The 16,893-nt window shown below is 47.3% G+C and carries 18 protein-coding genes; 9 read left to right on the top strand and 9 right to left on the bottom strand.

The genetic code is table 11. The features are described 5' to 3' along the window. Window positions 1-95: 95 nt before the first annotated feature. Together RQP18_RS12250 and RQP18_RS12245 are read left to right on the top strand one after the other, a co-directional pair. Window positions 96-503: a MarR family winged helix-turn-helix transcriptional regulator gene (locus RQP18_RS12250; protein WP_342387965.1), complete on the top strand. Its 408-nt coding sequence runs from the start codon at window positions 96-98 to the stop codon at window positions 501-503. A gap of 15 nt (window positions 504-518) precedes the next feature. After that, window positions 519-1,721 (top strand): MFS transporter, encoded by a 1,203-nt coding sequence (locus RQP18_RS12245; protein WP_342387964.1) that lies wholly within the window; start codon window positions 519-521, stop codon window positions 1,719-1,721. Between the two features lie 52 nt (window positions 1,722-1,773). On the opposite strand, the gene RQP18_RS12240 is transcribed toward RQP18_RS12245, so the two are convergent. After that, the gene (locus RQP18_RS12240; protein WP_373446077.1) at window positions 1,774-2,355 is read right to left on the bottom strand and encodes a GntR family transcriptional regulator; all 582 of its coding nucleotides are present in this window, start codon (window positions 2,353-2,355) and stop codon (window positions 1,774-1,776) included. Window positions 2,356-2,480: 125 nt separating this feature from the next. Here RQP18_RS12240 and RQP18_RS12235 point away from each other — a divergent pair, with 125 nt between their 5' ends. The 4 genes from RQP18_RS12235 to RQP18_RS12220 all read left to right on the top strand — a co-directional run bounded on the left by RQP18_RS12235 (window position 2,481) and on the right by RQP18_RS12220 (window position 5,390). Further along, window positions 2,481-3,356: an NAD(P)-binding domain-containing protein gene (locus RQP18_RS12235; protein ID WP_342387962.1), complete on the top strand. Its 876-nt coding sequence runs from the start codon at window positions 2,481-2,483 to the stop codon at window positions 3,354-3,356. 6 nt (window positions 3,357-3,362) lie between these two features. Further along, entirely contained in the window at window positions 3,363-4,748 is a 1,386-nt protein-coding gene (locus RQP18_RS12230) for a four-carbon acid sugar kinase family protein (RefSeq protein ID WP_373446076.1), read from the top strand. 10 nt (window positions 4,749-4,758) lie between these two features. After that, window positions 4,759-5,037 carry a hypothetical protein gene (locus RQP18_RS12225; protein WP_342387960.1) on the top strand — a complete coding sequence of 93 codons (279 nt, stop codon included), beginning with the start codon at window positions 4,759-4,761 and terminating at the stop codon, window positions 5,035-5,037. Window positions 5,038-5,183: 146 nt separating this feature from the next. After that, window positions 5,184-5,390, top strand: coding sequence for a hypothetical protein (locus tag RQP18_RS12220; protein ID WP_342387959.1), 207 nt, complete (start codon window positions 5,184-5,186; stop codon window positions 5,388-5,390). Window positions 5,391-5,589: 199 nt separating this feature from the next. On the opposite strand, the gene nhaC is transcribed toward RQP18_RS12220, so the two are convergent. From nhaC to RQP18_RS12180, 8 genes are all read right to left on the bottom strand, one after another. Next, the gene (nhaC, locus tag RQP18_RS12215; protein ID WP_342387958.1) at window positions 5,590-7,026 is read right to left on the bottom strand and encodes a Na+/H+ antiporter NhaC; all 1,437 of its coding nucleotides are present in this window, start codon (window positions 7,024-7,026) and stop codon (window positions 5,590-5,592) included. 28 nt (window positions 7,027-7,054) lie between these two features. Further along, window positions 7,055-8,284, bottom strand: coding sequence for a dihydrolipoamide acetyltransferase family protein (locus tag RQP18_RS12210; protein ID WP_342387957.1), 1,230 nt, complete (start codon window positions 8,282-8,284; stop codon window positions 7,055-7,057). A 13-nt stretch (window positions 8,285-8,297) separates the two neighbouring features. Beyond that, window positions 8,298-9,290 (bottom strand): alpha-ketoacid dehydrogenase subunit beta, encoded by a 993-nt coding sequence (locus RQP18_RS12205; protein ID WP_342387956.1) that lies wholly within the window; start codon window positions 9,288-9,290, stop codon window positions 8,298-8,300. Beyond that, window positions 9,287-10,399, bottom strand: a complete 1,113-nt coding sequence (pdhA, locus tag RQP18_RS12200; protein WP_373446075.1) for a pyruvate dehydrogenase (acetyl-transferring) E1 component subunit alpha — start codon at window positions 10,397-10,399, stop codon at window positions 9,287-9,289. The genes RQP18_RS12205 and pdhA overlap by 4 nt, the downstream gene beginning before the upstream one ends. A gap of 4 nt (window positions 10,400-10,403) precedes the next feature. Beyond that, entirely contained in the window at window positions 10,404-11,534 is a 1,131-nt protein-coding gene (locus tag RQP18_RS12195) for a Glu/Leu/Phe/Val dehydrogenase dimerization domain-containing protein (RefSeq protein WP_342389409.1), read from the bottom strand. 30 nt (window positions 11,535-11,564) lie between these two features. After that, window positions 11,565-11,960, bottom strand: coding sequence for a thioesterase family protein (locus RQP18_RS12190; protein ID WP_373446074.1), 396 nt, complete (start codon window positions 11,958-11,960; stop codon window positions 11,565-11,567). A gap of 144 nt (window positions 11,961-12,104) precedes the next feature. Next, a complete protein-coding gene (locus tag RQP18_RS12185) occupies window positions 12,105-12,746 on the bottom strand; it encodes a GntR family transcriptional regulator (RefSeq protein WP_342387954.1) in 642 nt (213 codons plus the stop codon). Window positions 12,747-12,855: 109 nt separating this feature from the next. Beyond that, complete coding sequence (locus tag RQP18_RS12180; RefSeq protein ID WP_342387953.1) at window positions 12,856-13,749, bottom strand: LysR family transcriptional regulator; 894 nt, start codon at window positions 13,747-13,749, stop codon at window positions 12,856-12,858. A 217-nt stretch (window positions 13,750-13,966) separates the two neighbouring features. Here RQP18_RS12180 and hpaB point away from each other — a divergent pair, with 217 nt between their 5' ends. From hpaB to RQP18_RS12165, 3 genes are all read left to right on the top strand, one after another. Then, window positions 13,967-15,454, top strand: coding sequence for a 4-hydroxyphenylacetate 3-monooxygenase, oxygenase component (gene hpaB / locus RQP18_RS12175; protein ID WP_342387952.1), 1,488 nt, complete (start codon window positions 13,967-13,969; stop codon window positions 15,452-15,454). Between the two features lie 97 nt (window positions 15,455-15,551). Further along, window positions 15,552-16,400 (top strand): FAD synthetase family protein, encoded by an 849-nt coding sequence (locus tag RQP18_RS12170; RefSeq protein WP_342387951.1) that lies wholly within the window; start codon window positions 15,552-15,554, stop codon window positions 16,398-16,400. Beyond that, the gene (locus tag RQP18_RS12165; protein WP_342387950.1) at window positions 16,393-16,866 is read left to right on the top strand and encodes a flavin reductase family protein; all 474 of its coding nucleotides are present in this window, start codon (window positions 16,393-16,395) and stop codon (window positions 16,864-16,866) included. The genes RQP18_RS12170 and RQP18_RS12165 overlap by 8 nt, the downstream gene beginning before the upstream one ends. Window positions 16,867-16,893: the final 27 nt, after the last annotated feature.

Raw genomic sequence — 16,893 nt, 5'->3', positions numbered from 1 at the left:
GGGAATTCTTTTGGAAGTAACCGTTTGCATAAATTGACTCGTAACTGTGCACACTATATAATTAGTTAGTCTAACTAACTAAAAGAGGTGATCCAATGCGCATCGAACAGGAATTTTTTGATGCCTATATCGCAATATACCGCCCGTACATCAACCGGGCGAACACAATCCTCTCGGCATATAATCTGTACAGCTCCCAGTGGCTGATACTTAAAGACATCGCAAAGAACGGTACGACCACCTCAGTGGATGTGAGCCGGCGTCGGGGCATCGAGAAGCCGACGGCGACTAAGGTGATTAAGCATCTGCTTGAACTCGGTCTCATCGAGTCCAAACAGGGTGAGGACCGCCGCATCAAATATTTGACGATGACGGAATCCGGCAAAGCTCTGTTCGATGAAGTCAGCGGCAGGATGAATGAGATGCAACGAGAAGTCCTGGAGGATTTCGACCACGAAGAGATTGAAATGCTGATCCGATCACTCAAGAGAATGAATTTATAGGAAGGGTGTGCTACTTTGCAGAACAGCGAGTATTCAAACGATAGAATATGGACAAAGGAATTCGTCATCATATTCATGTATCACTTCATCATCATGTTTGCCATGTATGTATCCATGGTGACCATAGGAAGCTTTGCCATCGACAACTACAATGCCTCACCCAGTACGGCTGGACTTGTAGCAAGTATTTTTATCGTCGGTGTCCTTGCCGGGCGCGCATTGACCGGCCAGCAGATCAACCGTCTGGGAGCGAGACGCATCCTCTATATCGGTACGGCGATGTTCTTTGTCACGTACTGTCTGTACTTCATCGAGGGTGGTCTATCGTTGTTGATTGCCACTCGTTTCCTGAATGGTTTTGCCACAGGACTGATCAGTACGGCCCTCAATACGCTGGCCACGATATCTGTGCCTGAAAACCGCAGGGGAGAGGGCATCAGCTACTTCAGTCTGAGCTTTGTGCTCGGTTCTGCAGTCGGCCCGTTCCTTGGCTTCCTGCTTGCAGGTTCCATATCCTACCGCATGATGCTTCTGCTGGTTGCGGGAATGGTATTGATTGTGGCCTTGACGATACCAATGGTCCGAACGAACAACGTCAAGCGGCCGATGAAGCCGACGGTGAGGGGATTCAGGATGATCGATAGGGATGCACTGCCGATGGGCTTTTCCATCCTCTTCATGGGGCTTGCCTATGCAGGCATCCTGTCCTTCCTGAACATGTATGCGGATGAAGTGGGTCTTGTCACTGCAGCAAGCTTCTTCTTCATCGTCTATGCCATATCCATTACGATGACTCGTCCGTTTACTGGCCGACTGATGGATCAGAAGGGCGCCAACATTGTCCTTTATCCGGCATTCATACTGATGGCTCTCGGATTCTTCGTACTGGGCAGTGCGACGACGGGTGTCGTCCTGCTGGCTTCCAGTGTCCTCATAGGATTCGGCTATGGGAACTTTCAGTCCGTTGCGCAGACCGTCTGTGTCAACCTGGCCTCCCGTGAGAACGTGGGCCTTGCCACGAGCACCTATTTCATCATGCTTGAGATCGGTCTCGGCTTCGGCCCCTTCTTCCTCGGTTTTCTCGTACCGTCACTCGGCTACGGCGGACTCTACCAGTTCCTCGTCATCTCCATACTACTCGCCATGGGCATTTTCCATGTCGTCTATGGACGCCATGAGAGTGCTGAGAAGCGGATGTCGCAACAGAGTTTGAAGTAAATATATGAATAGATATAAAAATAAAGCGGCCGGAATAAAATTCCGGCCGCTTTTACATATGATATAGGGTGAATTCAAGATCCTTTTCCAGATGTCTTCGGATGAGCGTCTTTACCTTTTCCACATCCCTCTCTTCGATTGCCCCTACAATCTTCCCGTGTTCTTCTAATAGGCTGGGTCTCTGCTTTTCAACCACTGTCCGGCTGAAGAAGTATATTACCGAATTGAGCCGGTCGTATGTTTCCATGAGGAATGGATTCCGTACGGCGCTGACAAGTTTCTCATGGAAAAATTTATTGGCTTTCAGTGTTTCTTCTTCGGGCCCCTCATGTGCCTTCTTTATAGACTGTCTGAGGCCTTCTAAATCATCTTGACCGAAAAAGAGCACAGCCTTTTCCACAGCATGTGTTTCAATCAGGGTGCGCATTTCGAAGAGGTTCCTATAGTCTTCTGGAGAGGGCTTATATATGTGGCCATTCTTGACCAAGTACTCGAACTCAAGTTGCTTGAGCACCTCTCTGATTGGTGTTCTGCTGACACCATAGAGTTTAGCCAGTTTGACTTCGGTCAACTTTTCCTCTTCATCGAATCGCCAGTTAAGGATATCTTCCCGGATTTTTTCATATAAAGACATGTCTCCATTCATAGTTTTCACCTCAAAAATCATTATACAGTAAATATACCGCTTTTAAATGTATACATTATTAAATTTTTGGTATACAATAATTTTAAGTAAACGTTTTCAAAGGAGAGGTTATTGTGAATATTGGTTTTATCGGCCTGGGGATCATGGGAGCGCCAATGGTCAAGAACCTGTTGGGTCATAAGCATACAGTGTTTGTAAATGATGTAAACAAGGAGGCGGAAGCACGGGTGGTGGAGTATGGGGCCACAGCTGTGAGTTCTCTGCAGAAGATGGCACAGCGTGCGGATGCCATCATCACGATGCTGCCCAATGGCGCAATCGTAAAAGAGGTGCTGTTCAAATCTGAGAATGCTCTGTATCCGCATCTTAAAGAAGGACAGTTGGTCATCGATATGAGTTCGCTGGCTCCGACGGATTCCATTGAAATCAGCGGAATTCTTGGATCGAAGAATGTTATTTTTGCAGATGCGCCTGTCAGTGGGGGAGAGCCCCTGGCGATAACCGGTGAACTGTCGGTGATGATGGGATGCAGCGCGGATCACTTTGACAATTTGAAAGCAGTCGTCGAGCCGATGTCCAAATCAGTCATCAGGGTTGGTGATGTGGGAGCAGGAAGTACCGTGAAACTTGCCAACCAGATTATTGTCAACACGAATATTGCAGCGCTGGCAGAAGCTGTCGTACTGGCCAAAAACTATGATATAAATCTCGAAGCCATGTTTGATGCGATCAGGAACGGGCTGGCCGGTTCCAATGTCATGGAAGCGAAGTTCCCTAAAATGATTGATGAGGATTATAAAGCAGGCGGCACAATCAACATCAATTACAAAGATCTCCATAATGTCACTTCAACAAGCGACCAGGAACAGATCACCCTGCCGTTGACGAATATGGTCAAGGAAATGTATAAATCCGAAATCATAAATGGAAATGGGCTCAACGACCATTCAGGAATCATCAAATATATCGAAAGAATAAATGGGAGATAGGTGGGTATGATGAATAAAGAGCTTCTGAAAGATGTTCCAGATTGCAACCCGGAAAGGGATTTCGAAAACTTCAACTATAAAGTAGTCGTGCTCGATGACGATCCTACAGGTACTCAGACGGTAAAAGACCTGAATGTATATACTGCTTGGGACGAAGCGCTGGTCAGGGACGGCTTCCTGTCGGACAACAGCATGTTCTACGTCATGACCAACTCAAGGGCATTTACCGAGGAAAAGACGATTGCTGTACACAAGGAGATTGTCGAGGTCCTCGACAAGGTCTCAAAAGAAATCGGACAGCCCTATCTGGTCATCAGCAGGGGAGACTCCACATTGAGGGGACATTCATATATAGAACCGAAGACAATAGATGAAGCCAGTGAAGGTGGGTTTGATGCAGTCTTCCATATCCCTGCATTCTTCGAAGGGGGCCGTTATACATATGGTGGTGTGCATTATCTGCAGGAAGACGGAGAGTTCATCCCTGTAAATGAGAGTGAATTCGCAAACGATTCGACATTCGGATTCAGTGCCGAAACAATGGCAGTCTATGTCGCAGAAAAGAGTGACGGTGCGGTTTCTGTAGATGAAGTGAAACATATAGACCTTGATATGCTCAGAGGTTGTGACGATGCCCAGCTTCTGGAGTTCTTTGACTCACTGTCGAACTTCGATTCGGTTGTAGTGGATGCAGTTCATGACAATGATCTTGCGTTCTTCACCTCTGTCCTTATGGACTACTTGAATAGGGAAGACAGGAAATTCATTTTTCGTACGGCGGCTTCTTTTGTGAAGTCCATCTGTGCGACGCCGGGAGAGGTGCTCCAAGCAGACGAAATTGCAAATGAACAGGATGGACACGGCGGCATCATCGTTGTCGGGTCACATGTGGAAAAGACGACCCAGCAGCTCAAGCATCTGCTGGATCATTCAAGCATCATACCCATTGAGTTTGAGGTGGATAGGGTCAGGGATGCTGATGAACTGAAGGGTTATATAGATACCATCAGGACGCATGTCGAGGAGCAGATTAATGGCGGCAGGAACGTAGTGGTATATACCTCCCGTAAATTGATCAGCACCGACGACAAGTTTGAAAGTCTTGAAATATCCAAGCGGATTTCGGAAAGTCTCGTCGAAATCGTCTCGACGCTTGATGTGAAGCCAAGGTTCATTATCGCGAAAGGTGGCATTACATCAAGCGATGTGGCGACGATCGGGCTTAAAGTAAAAAAGGCGCGTGTGCTCGGTCAGGCGGATAAAGGGATTCCTGTTTGGAAGACGATGGCCGAAGCGAAGTATCCAAATATGCCCTACATCGTATTCCCGGGGAATGTCGGTGGCGTAGAAACATTGCATAGCGTATACAACAAATTGGACAAGGGGGAATAGGGGCATATTGATGATGTTATTCATTTTGGCACTGGCGGTACTGTTCCTGCTGATTTTGAAGTTTAAGCTGGAACCCTTCATCGCACTGTTGATCACATCTTTCGGTCCCGCCCTGGCAGTACAGATACCGATTGCTGAAGCATCATCGATTATTGCCGAAGTCGGCATACTGATCGGTCTGGGGATTGTCTTTCGGCAGTTCCTGGCAAAATCAGGAGCAGTGGAGAAGATTGCAGAAGGCATCCTTTCCATCACAGGGGTAAAAAATCCCGAGAAGGATTGCCACTGACGGGTTCCATAGTTTCCATCCCCATGTTCTTTGATGCGGCATTTGTGATTCTGAAAAAGGTGATCAAAAGCGTGACCAAAAAATGGGCATAGCCAAAATCATGTTTGTAACCGCTCTAGCCGTGGGGGTTGATTGTTTCACACAGTATGGTCATCCCAATCCCAGGCCCCCTCGCAGTAGCTGAGAATATCGGGGTGGATTTTGGTATATTCCTGATGATGGGCATCTTCGTGGCAGTCATCGCTACACTCGTTGGTGGGTATGGCTACGGAATGTTCATCGGTAAAAGGATGAAGACGGAAGAAATCATTGAAGAAACAGAGGAGCGGTCAAATGGAAAAGAGATTACCTAAAGTCTCTCATTCGGTCTGATTGCGTTACCGATTGTGCTGATACTGAGCAATACAGTGGCGCAGCTCTTCATTGCGGAGAACCCTCTGGCAGCATTCTTTACATCATCCATAAAATAAAGACTGCCGGGTTAGAAGTTATCTAATCCGGCAGTCTTTATTTTATTAGGTTTTATATATTTATCCATGAACTACTGTCATATTAACCGAATTCGCCTTGGACAAGCGGTTTCGCTTTTTCCTGTTCCTGTACGTGTGCCTTTGTATAAGTTAAAGTTTTTCCTGTCATGCCGAAGAAAATGGTAAGGATCGGACAGAGCAGACAGAAGAAGGCAAACGGCAGGTAAGACAGGGTGGGGACGCCAAGCACGCTTGCGATGAAGACACCGCAGACGCTCCATGGTACAAGTGGATTGATGACGGTACCTGCATCCTCTGCTACTCTTGAAAGGTTCTTGTTTTCAAGGCCAACCTTTTCGTACTGCCTCTGGAAAGTCTCTGTAGTAAGAAGTATGGACAGGTATTGTTCGCCGATAAGTATATTGATGCCAATGGCATTGAGTGCGGAACCGAGTATTACGCTCTTTACGTTTTTGAGCATCCTTTCTATGGCCGCAAATAGTCTCGGAACGATGCCGAGCTTGAAGAGGAGTCCGCCCATGCCCAGTGCGAGCAGCACGATGCCGATGGTGAAGAACATGCTTTCCATGCCTCCTCTGGACAGCAGCTGGTCAATCTGTTCTATACCGGTTTCCGAAACGAAGCCGCCGAACAGGATGCCGAATATACTGCCTATGGAAGGCGCCGTATGCATTACCGACAGGACCAGTGCGCTGATGATGCCTGCAGTAAGTGAGATGAGGGCAGGTGCCCGCATCAGTGAGAAGACAAGCAGTACTCCAAGTGGGATGATGGCGTTATACCAGCTGATAAGCCCGGTTTCCATCAATCCCTGTTGATAGATTTCCATTTCTCCGAAGTTGGCCGAGGAGATATTCGGCGACATGAAGGCAAACAGGATCAGGGCGATCAGGAATGCCGGAATGGTCGTCCACATCATGTTTTTGATATGCTCGAAAAGGTCTACTTTAAGTATGCTTGATGCCATGTTAGTTGTGTCTGAGAGTGGAGACATCTTATCCCCGAAAAATGCACCTGATACAATTGCGCCGGCTGTCATGGCCAATGATATGTCGAGGGCACCTGAGATGCCAATGAAGGCGAGGCCCACGGTGCCCACCGTCGTCAATGAACTGCCGACACATATGCCGACTATTGAAGTGACGATGAGTACGACTGCAAGATAAAAGTTCGGTGTAACAAGTTCGAATCCGCCATAGATCAATGTCGGTATGGTGCCACTATAGATCCAGGAAGCAATGAGCATGCCGATCATGAAGAAGATAAATACAGCCCCCATCCCTGAGACTGCCCCTTCCGAAAAGCCTTCCTGCAGCTTCTGGTAGGGTATCTTCTTTGCCATTCCATATAGGATCAGCAGAAGTAGTGAGAGCATCAGTGGTATATGGGGCACTGTTTCGAAATAGATGATGCTCGTACTGATTATGATCACAATGGCGGCTACGACGGCAAGTGCTTCGAATAACGATGGTGTTTGTGCAGGTTTAATACGGAACATGGAAATCCCCCTTTGTTTTAATCATTCATCAAACCAGTTCCAATAAAAGCAATTTCGGATTTTCTAGAAGTGACTTAAACCTGTTAGTGAACGCGATTGCCTCCCCTCCATCGGCAACGCGATGATCGAATGTCAATGTGATGTTCATCATGGAACGGATGACAATCTCATCGTTCTCATCCACTACCGGCATCTTTTTGGTCTTGTGGAAAGCCATCAGAGCGACTTCCGGGTAGTTGATGATGGGTGTCGCCCCAATACTGCCGAGCGGCCCGACATTGCTGATGGTGAATGTGCTGCCTGTGGCCTCCTTTCCTGTAAGCTTGTTTTCCATCGCCTTTGCAGTGAGTGATTTCATCTCTTTGTGAATATCTGAGAGAGGCTTTCCTTCTGTATTTCTGATTACCGGAACAATCAGTCCCTCAGGAGTGTCTGTGGCAATCCCCATGTGAACGGAATCCTTGAGAAGGATCCGACCATTTTCTTCGTCCAATTCAGAATTGAAGATCGGGTAATCCTTGAGTGCGATTGCCAATGTTTTAATGAAGAATGCTGCTATGGAGATGGAAACTTCAGGCTTCAGTTCCTGCCTGAAGGCGAGGAGTTCCGTCATATCCACCTCTTCCATATGGGCGACGTGCGGTATCGTGTAGATGGACTGGGTCATCTTTTTGGCGATCTTTTTGCGTCGTCCCTTGAATGGAATCCAATTTTCATCTTCCATCGGGCTTTCGGCGGCTTTCTTGGTGGCAGTAACCACGTTTTCCCCTTTATCTGCAGCTTCTCCCGGGCTCTTGAAGTCTTTTACATCTTCGACTGTAATGCGACCATCTTTACCGGTGCCCTGAACCTGTTCGATATCCACTTCAAGCTCCCTGGCAATCTTTCTGGTGTAAGGCGCGGCCTTGATTCTGACAGGACCCTTCACTTCCAGTTTCCGATCATGACCTGATACCGGCTCTGATGATTTGGGTGTCTCGGAAATATCTTTTGGTGATGCCTTATCTTCTTCATTGGATCCATTCTCTGCATCTATGGTCAGTATGGTGGTGCCTACGGATATGGTGGCCCCTTCTTCCACCAAAATATCCTTGATTTTCCCTCTTTTCGGAGCAGTCAATTCAGTCACCATCTTCTCTGTCTGGACTTCGATGATGGGCTGGTCTTCATTGACGTCTTCCCCTTCTTTGACGAAGTAGGTGATGATATCCCCTTCGGTCATCCCTTCTCCAATATCATGCAATTTAACCTCTACCACTGTTGATCCCTCCTTAGAAATCCATTACTTTCTGTATGGCATGCATCGTCCGTTCCGGTGTCGGGAGAAAATGCTCCTCCAGTGCCCAGAATGGCACGTGGACATCCGCTCCAGTCACTCTTTCGATTGGTGATTTCAGATAGAGGAAGGAAGTGTCGTTTATGATGGAGATGATGTCATTCCCGAGGCCGCCTGTAGTCTGGGCTTCATGCACGATCACACAGCGGTTGGTCTTTTGTACGGACTCTGAAATGATGTCCTTATCGATGGGCGAGAGGGTGCGCAGGTCAATCACATCGCATCCGATTCCTTTTTCCTCCGCCAGCTGTGCCGCTTTTTTTATGACGGGGACCATCGCTCCCCAGGCGATCAGTGTGACATCCTCTCCTTCCCTTAACAGTTCCCCCTTGCCGATTTCAACTTCGTATTTGCCCTCGGGCACTTCGTCTTTATATGCACGGTAGAGCTTCAGAGGTTCGAGGAAAAGGACAGGGTCGGGATCCTCGATGGCTGAAATGAGAAGCCCTTTTGCATCATAGGCATTGGAGGGACATACTACTTTTATGCCGGGCATATGGGTGAATAGCGCCTCCATACTATCGGAATGTATCTCCGGTGCTCTGACTCCAGCCCCATACGGTGCACGAATGACCATCGGGACGGTAAAAGCGCCCATCGACCTGTAGCGCATTCGTGTGGCATGCGTCATGACCTGTTCATAGGCAGGATAGACGAAGCCGAAGAATTGTATTTCGGCGACAGGCAGCATGCCGTTCATGGCCATGCCGATGGAGGTGCCGATGATGCCCGATTCGCTCAAAGGCGTATCGAACACACGATCTTCCCCAAAACTTTCCTGGAGGCCGTCTGTTGCACGGAAGACGCCTCCGTTGATGCCTACATCTTCACCAAGCACCACCATCTCCTCACGTTCGTGAAGCATGGTGCGAAGTCCGTCATTGATCGCCTGGACCGGGGTCATGCTATTGGTCTTCACTGTTGTCATTTTTCAGAGCCACCTTTCAGGTATTCCATATATGCTTTCTTCTGCTCTTCGATGGGCCATGTGGCTGAGTCGAACATATGGTCATATATGTCGTTCACATCCGGTTCCGGCATGGTTTCCATTTCCTTTACAGCTTCGTCAATTTCAGCCTTTATCTCCTTTTTGATGTCTTCTGCCCACTGCACGTCCCAATAACCTTCTGCTTTCATGAATGCTTCAAGCCTCGATAGTGGATCGTTCAAAATGTGCTTTTTGTTCTCTTCTTCATTATCTCTGTACTTGGTTGGGTCATCTGCTGTTGTGTGGGCGCCGTATCTCCATGTGACTGCTTCTATCAATGTCGGTCCATCTCCGCTTCTGGCCCTTTCCAGGGCTTTCAGGGTCTCATGGTAGACAGCGAATACATCATTGCCATCGACCCGGGCGCCTGGCATGCCATAGGCGAGAGCTTTCTGTGCAATGGTTTCCGAATTCATCTGTTTCCATACAGGGACGGAGATTGCATAGCGGTTATTCTGATTAAAGAAGACTACAGGAGCTCTGAATACGCTGGCGAAGTTCATCCCTTCATGAAAATCTCCTTCGGAGGTGGCCCCGTCACCGAAGTAGGCGATGACCGCCTGCGAAGACTGCCTGTATTTACTTGCCATTGCTGCGCCAGTGGCCAGCGGCAACTGTGTTGCAATCGGTACGGAAGGAGGAACGATGTTGCGGCCTTCCGGCGGGCGATTGCCCTCGACCCGGCCCTTCCATGAGGAAAGTATTGCGTAGGAGCCACCGAACGTGATACTAGCTGCGTGGTCCCTGTAGGTGGGGAACATCCAGTCATCCTCCCGGAGGGCCATTGCACTGCCGACCTGGGCCGCTTCCTGTCCTTTGAAGCCGGGATAAGTTCCGATTCTGCCTTGGCGCTGCAGGTTGATCGCTTTCTGATCGAAGGTACGCATGCACAGCATCTGACGATAGAACTTCCTGGTATTTTCGACGGTAATCTCATTCCGGTATGTGTCCTCGACGAGGTTGCCTTCGCCATCGATAATCTGCTTCACAGGGAACTGTTCTGTAATATCCTGATGATGGGCACTCCTGTTTTTGATTGATGTATGCATGAAATCACTCCCTTATTTCCCATTTTGGACGACGTTTTCTGGAGAAGAAATTGTTCCTGTGCTTCTGTTCCTCGAGCACATGTGTTACCTTCTGATTGGCAGCTTCGGTAGTGGTTGTCGCGTCCATTTCCGCCTGCTGGTATATCTTCAGAAGCGATTGGTAGATGGTTTTGGTTTTGGCAAGGACCCGTTTTGGATTCGGACCGTACAGTTCATCAGCGACCTGAATCAGTCCCCCTGCATTAACGATGAAGTCAGGCGCATAGAGTATGCCGGATTTCTGTAGCTTCTCTGCCATGGAACTATCAGAAAGCTGATTGTTTGCCGAGCCGACCACCGCCTTCACCTGCAGTTCCTTCAGGGAATTTTCATTGATGATTCCTCCCATTGCACATGGGACGAAGATGTCGGCTTCAACACCATAGATTTCATCGCTGGCCACGATCGTCAGCTCACCGATGGTGCTGGATGCATAATTCCCGATGTTGCGGAGCGCTACCTCATTGATGTCTGTAACGAAGAGTTTGGCTCCAGCTTCGAGCAACTGCTCAGCCACTTTATATCCGACTTTACCAAGTCCCTGGATGGCATAGCTGCGCTTGCCGAGCTCCCGGCTGTTGAACAGATGCTCGTTGGTCGCTTCGAGTGCATAGAGGACGCCCTGTGCAGTAGGGATGGATGAATCCCCACTGCCACCGTACTCTTCAGGAATGCCATTGATGAAGTGCGTCTCCTTGAAGGCCTCCACAAAATCGTCGGTTGTGGTCCCCATATCAGTGCCAGTATAGAAGCGCCCATTCAAGGAATCGACGAACTGACCGAATGCCCGAAAAAGGGCAGGGGATTTGTCGGTTGCAGGATCGGCTATGATGACCGCTTTGCCGCCGCCGAAATCGAGGCCGGAAGCGGCACATTTATAGGTCATGCCTTCTGAAAGCTTAAGTACATCATCCAAAGCGGCATCGACACTTTCGTATGGATACATCCGCGTGCCGCCCAGGGCGGGCCCGAGGGTCGTATCATGTATGGCAATGATTGCCTGGAGTCCCGTTACCGGATCGTTGCAGAAAAGCACCTGCTCATGGCCTGCTATCTTTTCAAACATGTCTTTCGTTTCCGTTTTACTGTATTCCATCTGTTTCAAAGTAATCCCTCCTGAAATTATTCATGCCTTCTGATGCGCCAGTCTGTTTCTCATGGTATGTTTCGGCATTATCGCCTGGACGACCTCCCCCTTGCCGATGATGCCTTCTGCATTACGTGACACCACTTCCGTCGTAGCACGTGTAGGGGTGAGATGTACAAGTTTGGCTTCATGCACCACCCTGGACCCGAGTGGTGAAGGGGCAGAGTGGGTGAGTGATACGGCCGCCCCTGCACTCTCCTCATCGACGTCCAAGTAGGGAAGAAGCAGGTCGCGAGATGCGCATTCCATATGGTAGACCATGGAAGCGGTTGAATACACTGGATGTACGACTTCTCCATGGAACTGGGGAAACATCTCTTCAGTTACTGTCACTTCGAGGGTATGTGTGATGCCTGTTCTAATGCTGTCCTTCAAAAAATTCACCACCTATCCATTTTTGAAAACGCTTACAAAACAAGAGAAAAATTTATGAATATTCCAAATATAGTTAAATTATATACACCCGACAGTTAACCGTCAACTGTAAATAAAAATATTGAAGCCTAATTCGTCATTGAATTAGGCTTCAATATGCATCAATACACCTTTTAGGGCTTTTTGAACATGTTCGCTCATCAATTTTTCTGACCGTTGTGCGTCGCCATCGCTTAGAGCATCGTAAATTCTTTGATGTTCCTCAATGAAGGAGGTATAGAATGGTTCTCCGACCATGCAGTTCCTCATATAGTGAATCTTCACCTTGATTGCTTCGAGCAGCTTAATAAGGTGATTGTTGTCGGAGCTCTCTATGATGATCGTATGGAATTCCTGGTCGTAAGTCCCGAGCTCAGAGGAGGAAGCATCAAGTTTTTTGGTTTCTTCGATATTCTGTGCAAGCCGTCTGAGTGTATCCTCCCCCATATTTTTTAGCGCGAGACGAATTGCCAGTACCTCAAGGCTTTCCCGGCATTCAAAGATATCGACGATATCCTTCTTCGACGGGTTATAAACCTTTACCAGTCCATCGTTATAGAGGAGCAGTCCATCCTGGATCAGCATCCGGACTGCTTCCCTAACAGTCCCACGGCTTATTCCAAGTTCTTTGGCAGTCCGCGCTTCGACGATTCTGTCTTCAGGCTTCAGCTTACCATTCATAATGGATTCCTTAATCAGATGGTAGGCCTGTATGTGGAGGGACTCGGCTTTTACAATCTTGCTCATTTGCATCAGCTCATTTCTAAATTGAAGATATTCACCCTGGTCCGGGGTGTCCATAGTGGGTTCATGTGTTGCTGTGACCATATGCATTCATAGCAAATATACCATAGATTTAATCCATTTCATTTTCTTGATCGAAGAGTTCTATGAACTTTTGGGCACTTTTTGACAAGTACCTTTCTTTCAACCAGATTACGGCTGATTCAGAATGGAGAATATCTTCTTTTATCTTCATCATCTTCACTTTCCCGGGGTTGTGCTTCTGATAGGCAAGTTCCGGAACAATTGTAGCTCCGACGCCTTCGCTTACCAGTTCCAATATCATATCGACATCCGGACACATGGTGACGACTTTTGGGGAAGGAGTGAAATTTTTAAGCTGGTCGAGGATAAGCTCATATTGCCCACGGCCGCTGGTTCGCCTGAGCAGCAATAAAGGTAAAGCTGATAGTAGGTCCATCCCTATCGTACTGTCATCGCCTTCGACAAGCCATTCATTTGGAAGCACGGCTACATAGTCTTCGACGGGCAGGCGTTTATGGTGGAATTCATCGAGTTCCAGAGGAAGGCGGACGACTGCAAAATCTATCCGGCGGTTTTTCAGATCGTTGGCCAGGGAGGCGGAGTCTCCCTCCCTCAACTCGAATGTTATATCGGGATAAATTTTTCCGAATTCTTTCATTTTCCCGGGAATGTGGGAGAATGCTGATTTTACACATCCAATATTCAATTTCCCCTTCATGCCTTCGCCAGTATCCTGAACTTCCAGTAGTGTCTCCTCGAAAAGTTGAAAGAGTGTTTCACATCTGCTATAGAGGGTCTTTCCTGCTTCGGTCAATTCCATCCGCCTGCCGTTGCGGTCAAACAATGGGGTGCCGATATCCCGTTCAAGATTTTTCAGGCTCTGGCTCAAAGGGGGCTGGGCAATATGAAGTTTTTTTGCAGCCCTTGTAATCTGCCCTTCAGCGGCAATGGTATAGAAATATTTGAGATGCTTCATATCCATTTTTATTCTCCCTTTACGTCTATACTTTAAATATATGGTTATCATATATTATATATATTTTTAATATAACAACAAGGGTGCTATTCTATAACCAGGTTGAATTTTCCGAATATTCAAGTTGGACGCATAAGCGGGATTCAACTTTTTTAACTCATCTTATTGTAACCGCTTTCCATAATAGGTGCATTACGGGTGATAAATAAAAGGGGGAAACACTATGCCAGCAAAAACAGGCGCACAGTATATCGAAAATCTTAGAAAAGCAAAGAACAATGTCTACATACACGGTGAACGTGTAGAGGATGTAACGACACATCCAGCATTCAAAGGCGCAGTGAATTCAATGGCCAGACTATATGATCTGCAGTACGAGAAGCCAGAAAAAATGCTCTATACATCACCAACTACAGGAGATAAGGTAGGTAAAACCTTCATGGTGCCTGAAACCGTTGAACAGCTCATTGAAAGACGGGAAGCAATCATGGAATGGCAGGGAGTCACGAAAGGCCTGATGGGTCGTGCGCCTGACTATCTGAACTCCGAAGTCATGACGATGGCCAAGGCATTTGAATTCTACGGCCAGGGGAGCAACCCGGAATTTGCAGAGAATGCGAGAAAGTACGCTGAATATGCAAGAGAGAACGATATCAGTCTGACGCACACGCTCATACATCCTCAGGTCAACCGGTCAAAAATGCAGGCGGACCAGGATGACGCCAACGTAGCGCTGCACGTAGTAGAGAAAAATGATGACGGCGTGATTGTAAGTGGAATCCGTCTCCTGGCTACACAGGCAGGCATCACGGATGAAATTTTCGTCTTCCCGTCCACAGTTGTGAAGAGCGGTGCGAAGGACGATCCATATTCCCTAGCATTTGCAATTCCAAATAATACACCAGGACTCAAATACTTGAGTCGTGAATCCTTCGACTACGGCAAAAACAGCTACGATCATCCAGTAGGTTCCCAGTTTGAGGAGGGCGATGCAATCGTTTCATTCGATAATGTGCTGGTGCCTTGGGACCGCGTCTTCATTCTAGAGGATTCCGACCTGTGTAACCGCGCATTTGCCGATACAAGTGCAGTAGTCCATATGTCCCACCAGGTCATTGCAAAAGATGTGGCAAAACTTGAATTCCTTCTCGGCGTGACTCTGAAACTCATGGATTCCATCGGAATCGACGGCTTCCAGCATGTCAAAGACAAAGGTACGGAAATCATGCTGACACTTGAGAATATGAAGTCCCACCTTTATAAAGCGGAACATAATGCGAAGCTCGATAGATGGGGCATGATGACACCTGATTTTGAGGCGTTGAACGCAGCCAGAAACTGGTTCCCGCGCGTCTATCCACGTATGACGGAAATACTGAGGATCCTCGGGGCTTCCGGACTAATGGGAATCCCGACGTATGATGATTTCTCCAATGATGAAATCGGACCGATCCTTAACCGGGCAATGCAGGGCAAAAATGTTGAAGGATTTGAACGTGTTCAGCTCTTCAGGCTTGCATGGGATATGACAATGAGCTCATTTGGAACTCGTCAGACGCATTATGAATATTACTTCTTCGGTGACCCTGTCAAGATGGGCATGGCATACTTCGATAAGTATGATAAAGATTCCTTAGTTAAGGATGTAGACGAATTCCTCAAGCTGCAAGATGTAAAACGCCCGAACTTCAATGCAACACAACATGTCTAAATTTTTATTATTATCAGACATTTATTGATGTAGTGTGAAATTCGATATCTTGATACATTGAAAGCGTACACAAAATCTGTCCTGGGAGTGAGGCAATATGGAAGTGATCCATCTTGACCATTCAGCAATACCGACCATAAAAGAGGAACATGTCATGGCCATCGGTTTTTTTGACGGTGTCCATCTGGGTCATCAGAAACTCTTGGATGAGGCGCGGGATCTGGCTGAGAGGAAAGGGTGCAAGTTTTCTGTCATGACCTTCAGCCCACATCCCAGTGAAGTGATCAGAAAAGACAGCGACTTCCAGTATCTTATGACTTTGCCGCAAAAAGTTGCAAAGATGGAGAGGTTGGGCGTCGACACACTGTTCATTACAAAGTTCGATCTGAACTTCGCATCACTTCAACCAACAGAATTTGTACAGCAGTATATCCGGGATATCAACGTATGCCATGTTGTAGTGGGGTTTGACTTTACTTTTGGATTTAAAGCCCAGGGGAATACCGAACTGTTGAAGCGGGAGTGCTCCAATGAACCCTGGGGAGTCAGTATCATACCGAAGAAAAAATGTGATGAAGAGAAAATCAGCTCCACACGCCTCAGAAGTATGGTGAAGGCAGGCGACTTTTCTTCGATTCCAGAATGCCTCGGAGAGTATTACAGTATTAGGGTAAAGATTGGTGTTCAGAAAACCTCATGCCATTATACTGTCCATACTGATCCGAAAATTACTCTGCCGGCCTCCGGAATCTACGACGTAGAAGTGAGGACACCTCAAGGAATGAGATATGGACTATTGCAAGTACATGAGGAAAAAGGGTTTGAACTCAGTGTACTTTCCCCATTGGGGTACAGTAAAGATGGTTATGAAATGATGTTCATTGGAAGAAGCCGGAAAGCAAAAGGAAAGACGATAGAAAGAATGGAGGAGATTGTATATGGATAGCAGAGAATTCCGCAATGCAATGGGCAGGTTTGCTACTGGTGTAACTGTAATCACGTCGAGTGATGGTACAGAGAATTATGGTATGACGGCAAATGCATTCATGTCCGTATCACTTGAACCAAAGTTGATTACGATTTCAGTAGATAACAAAGCGAACATTTTGAACAAAATCAAAACCTCGGGACAATTTGCAGTCAGTTTCCTTTCTGATGAGCAACAGGACATCTCAATGCATTTTGCAGGTCAGAAAAAGAAAGATGATCCGATTGAATTTGATGAGATTGAAGGTGTGCCGACCATAAGAGGGTCCCTCGCCTCTGTAGTGTGTGATGTCGACCAGTCCATAGTTGTAGGGGATCATACGATATTCATCGGAAAAGTCCTGGACTTGAAATTGTCGGAGGGCCAACCACTCACATTCTTCTGTGGAAGGTATGGAAAGTATCAGGAAAATATCCACGTATAAAATGGAGCTTTGATTTTTCCGAAATTT

The organism is Salinicoccus sp. Bachu38, assembly GCF_038561955.2.
In the GTDB taxonomy this organism is placed as follows: domain Bacteria; phylum Bacillota; class Bacilli; order Staphylococcales; family Salinicoccaceae; genus Salinicoccus; species Salinicoccus bachuensis.
This window is presented reverse-complemented; position numbering and strand designations above follow the sequence as displayed.

What these genes read in the sequence shown, in the direction of transcription:
- RQP18_RS12250 (WP_342387965.1), top strand. Translation starts at nt 96, where the DNA reads ATGCGCATCGAACAGGAATTTTTTGATGCCTATATCGCAATATACCGC.
- RQP18_RS12240 (WP_373446077.1), bottom strand. Translation starts at nt 2,355, where the DNA reads ATGTCTTTATATGAAAAAATCCGGGAAGATATCCTTAACTGGCGATTC.
- RQP18_RS12230 (WP_373446076.1), top strand. Translation starts at nt 3,363, where the DNA reads ATGATGAATAAAGAGCTTCTGAAAGATGTTCCAGATTGCAACCCGGAA.
- RQP18_RS12225 (WP_342387960.1), top strand. Translation starts at nt 4,759, where the DNA reads ATGATGTTATTCATTTTGGCACTGGCGGTACTGTTCCTGCTGATTTTG.
- RQP18_RS12220 (WP_342387959.1), top strand. Translation starts at nt 5,184, where the DNA reads ATGGTCATCCCAATCCCAGGCCCCCTCGCAGTAGCTGAGAATATCGGG.
- nhaC (WP_342387958.1), bottom strand. Translation starts at nt 7,026, where the DNA reads ATGTTCCGTATTAAACCTGCACAAACACCATCGTTATTCGAAGCACTT.
- RQP18_RS12205 (WP_342387956.1), bottom strand. Translation starts at nt 9,290, where the DNA reads ATGACAACAGTGAAGACCAATAGCATGACCCCGGTCCAGGCGATCAAT.
- pdhA (WP_373446075.1), bottom strand. Translation starts at nt 10,399, where the DNA reads ATGCATACATCAATCAAAAACAGGAGTGCCCATCATCAGGATATTACA.
- RQP18_RS12195 (WP_342389409.1), bottom strand. Translation starts at nt 11,534, where the DNA reads ATGGAATACAGTAAAACGGAAACGAAAGACATGTTTGAAAAGATAGCA.
- RQP18_RS12185 (WP_342387954.1), bottom strand. Translation starts at nt 12,746, where the DNA reads ATGAGCAAGATTGTAAAAGCCGAGTCCCTCCACATACAGGCCTACCAT.
- RQP18_RS12180 (WP_342387953.1), bottom strand. Translation starts at nt 13,749, where the DNA reads ATGGATATGAAGCATCTCAAATATTTCTATACCATTGCCGCTGAAGGG.
- hpaB (WP_342387952.1), top strand. Translation starts at nt 13,967, where the DNA reads ATGCCAGCAAAAACAGGCGCACAGTATATCGAAAATCTTAGAAAAGCA.
- RQP18_RS12170 (WP_342387951.1), top strand. Translation starts at nt 15,552, where the DNA reads ATGGAAGTGATCCATCTTGACCATTCAGCAATACCGACCATAAAAGAG.
- RQP18_RS12165 (WP_342387950.1), top strand. Translation starts at nt 16,393, where the DNA reads ATGGATAGCAGAGAATTCCGCAATGCAATGGGCAGGTTTGCTACTGGT.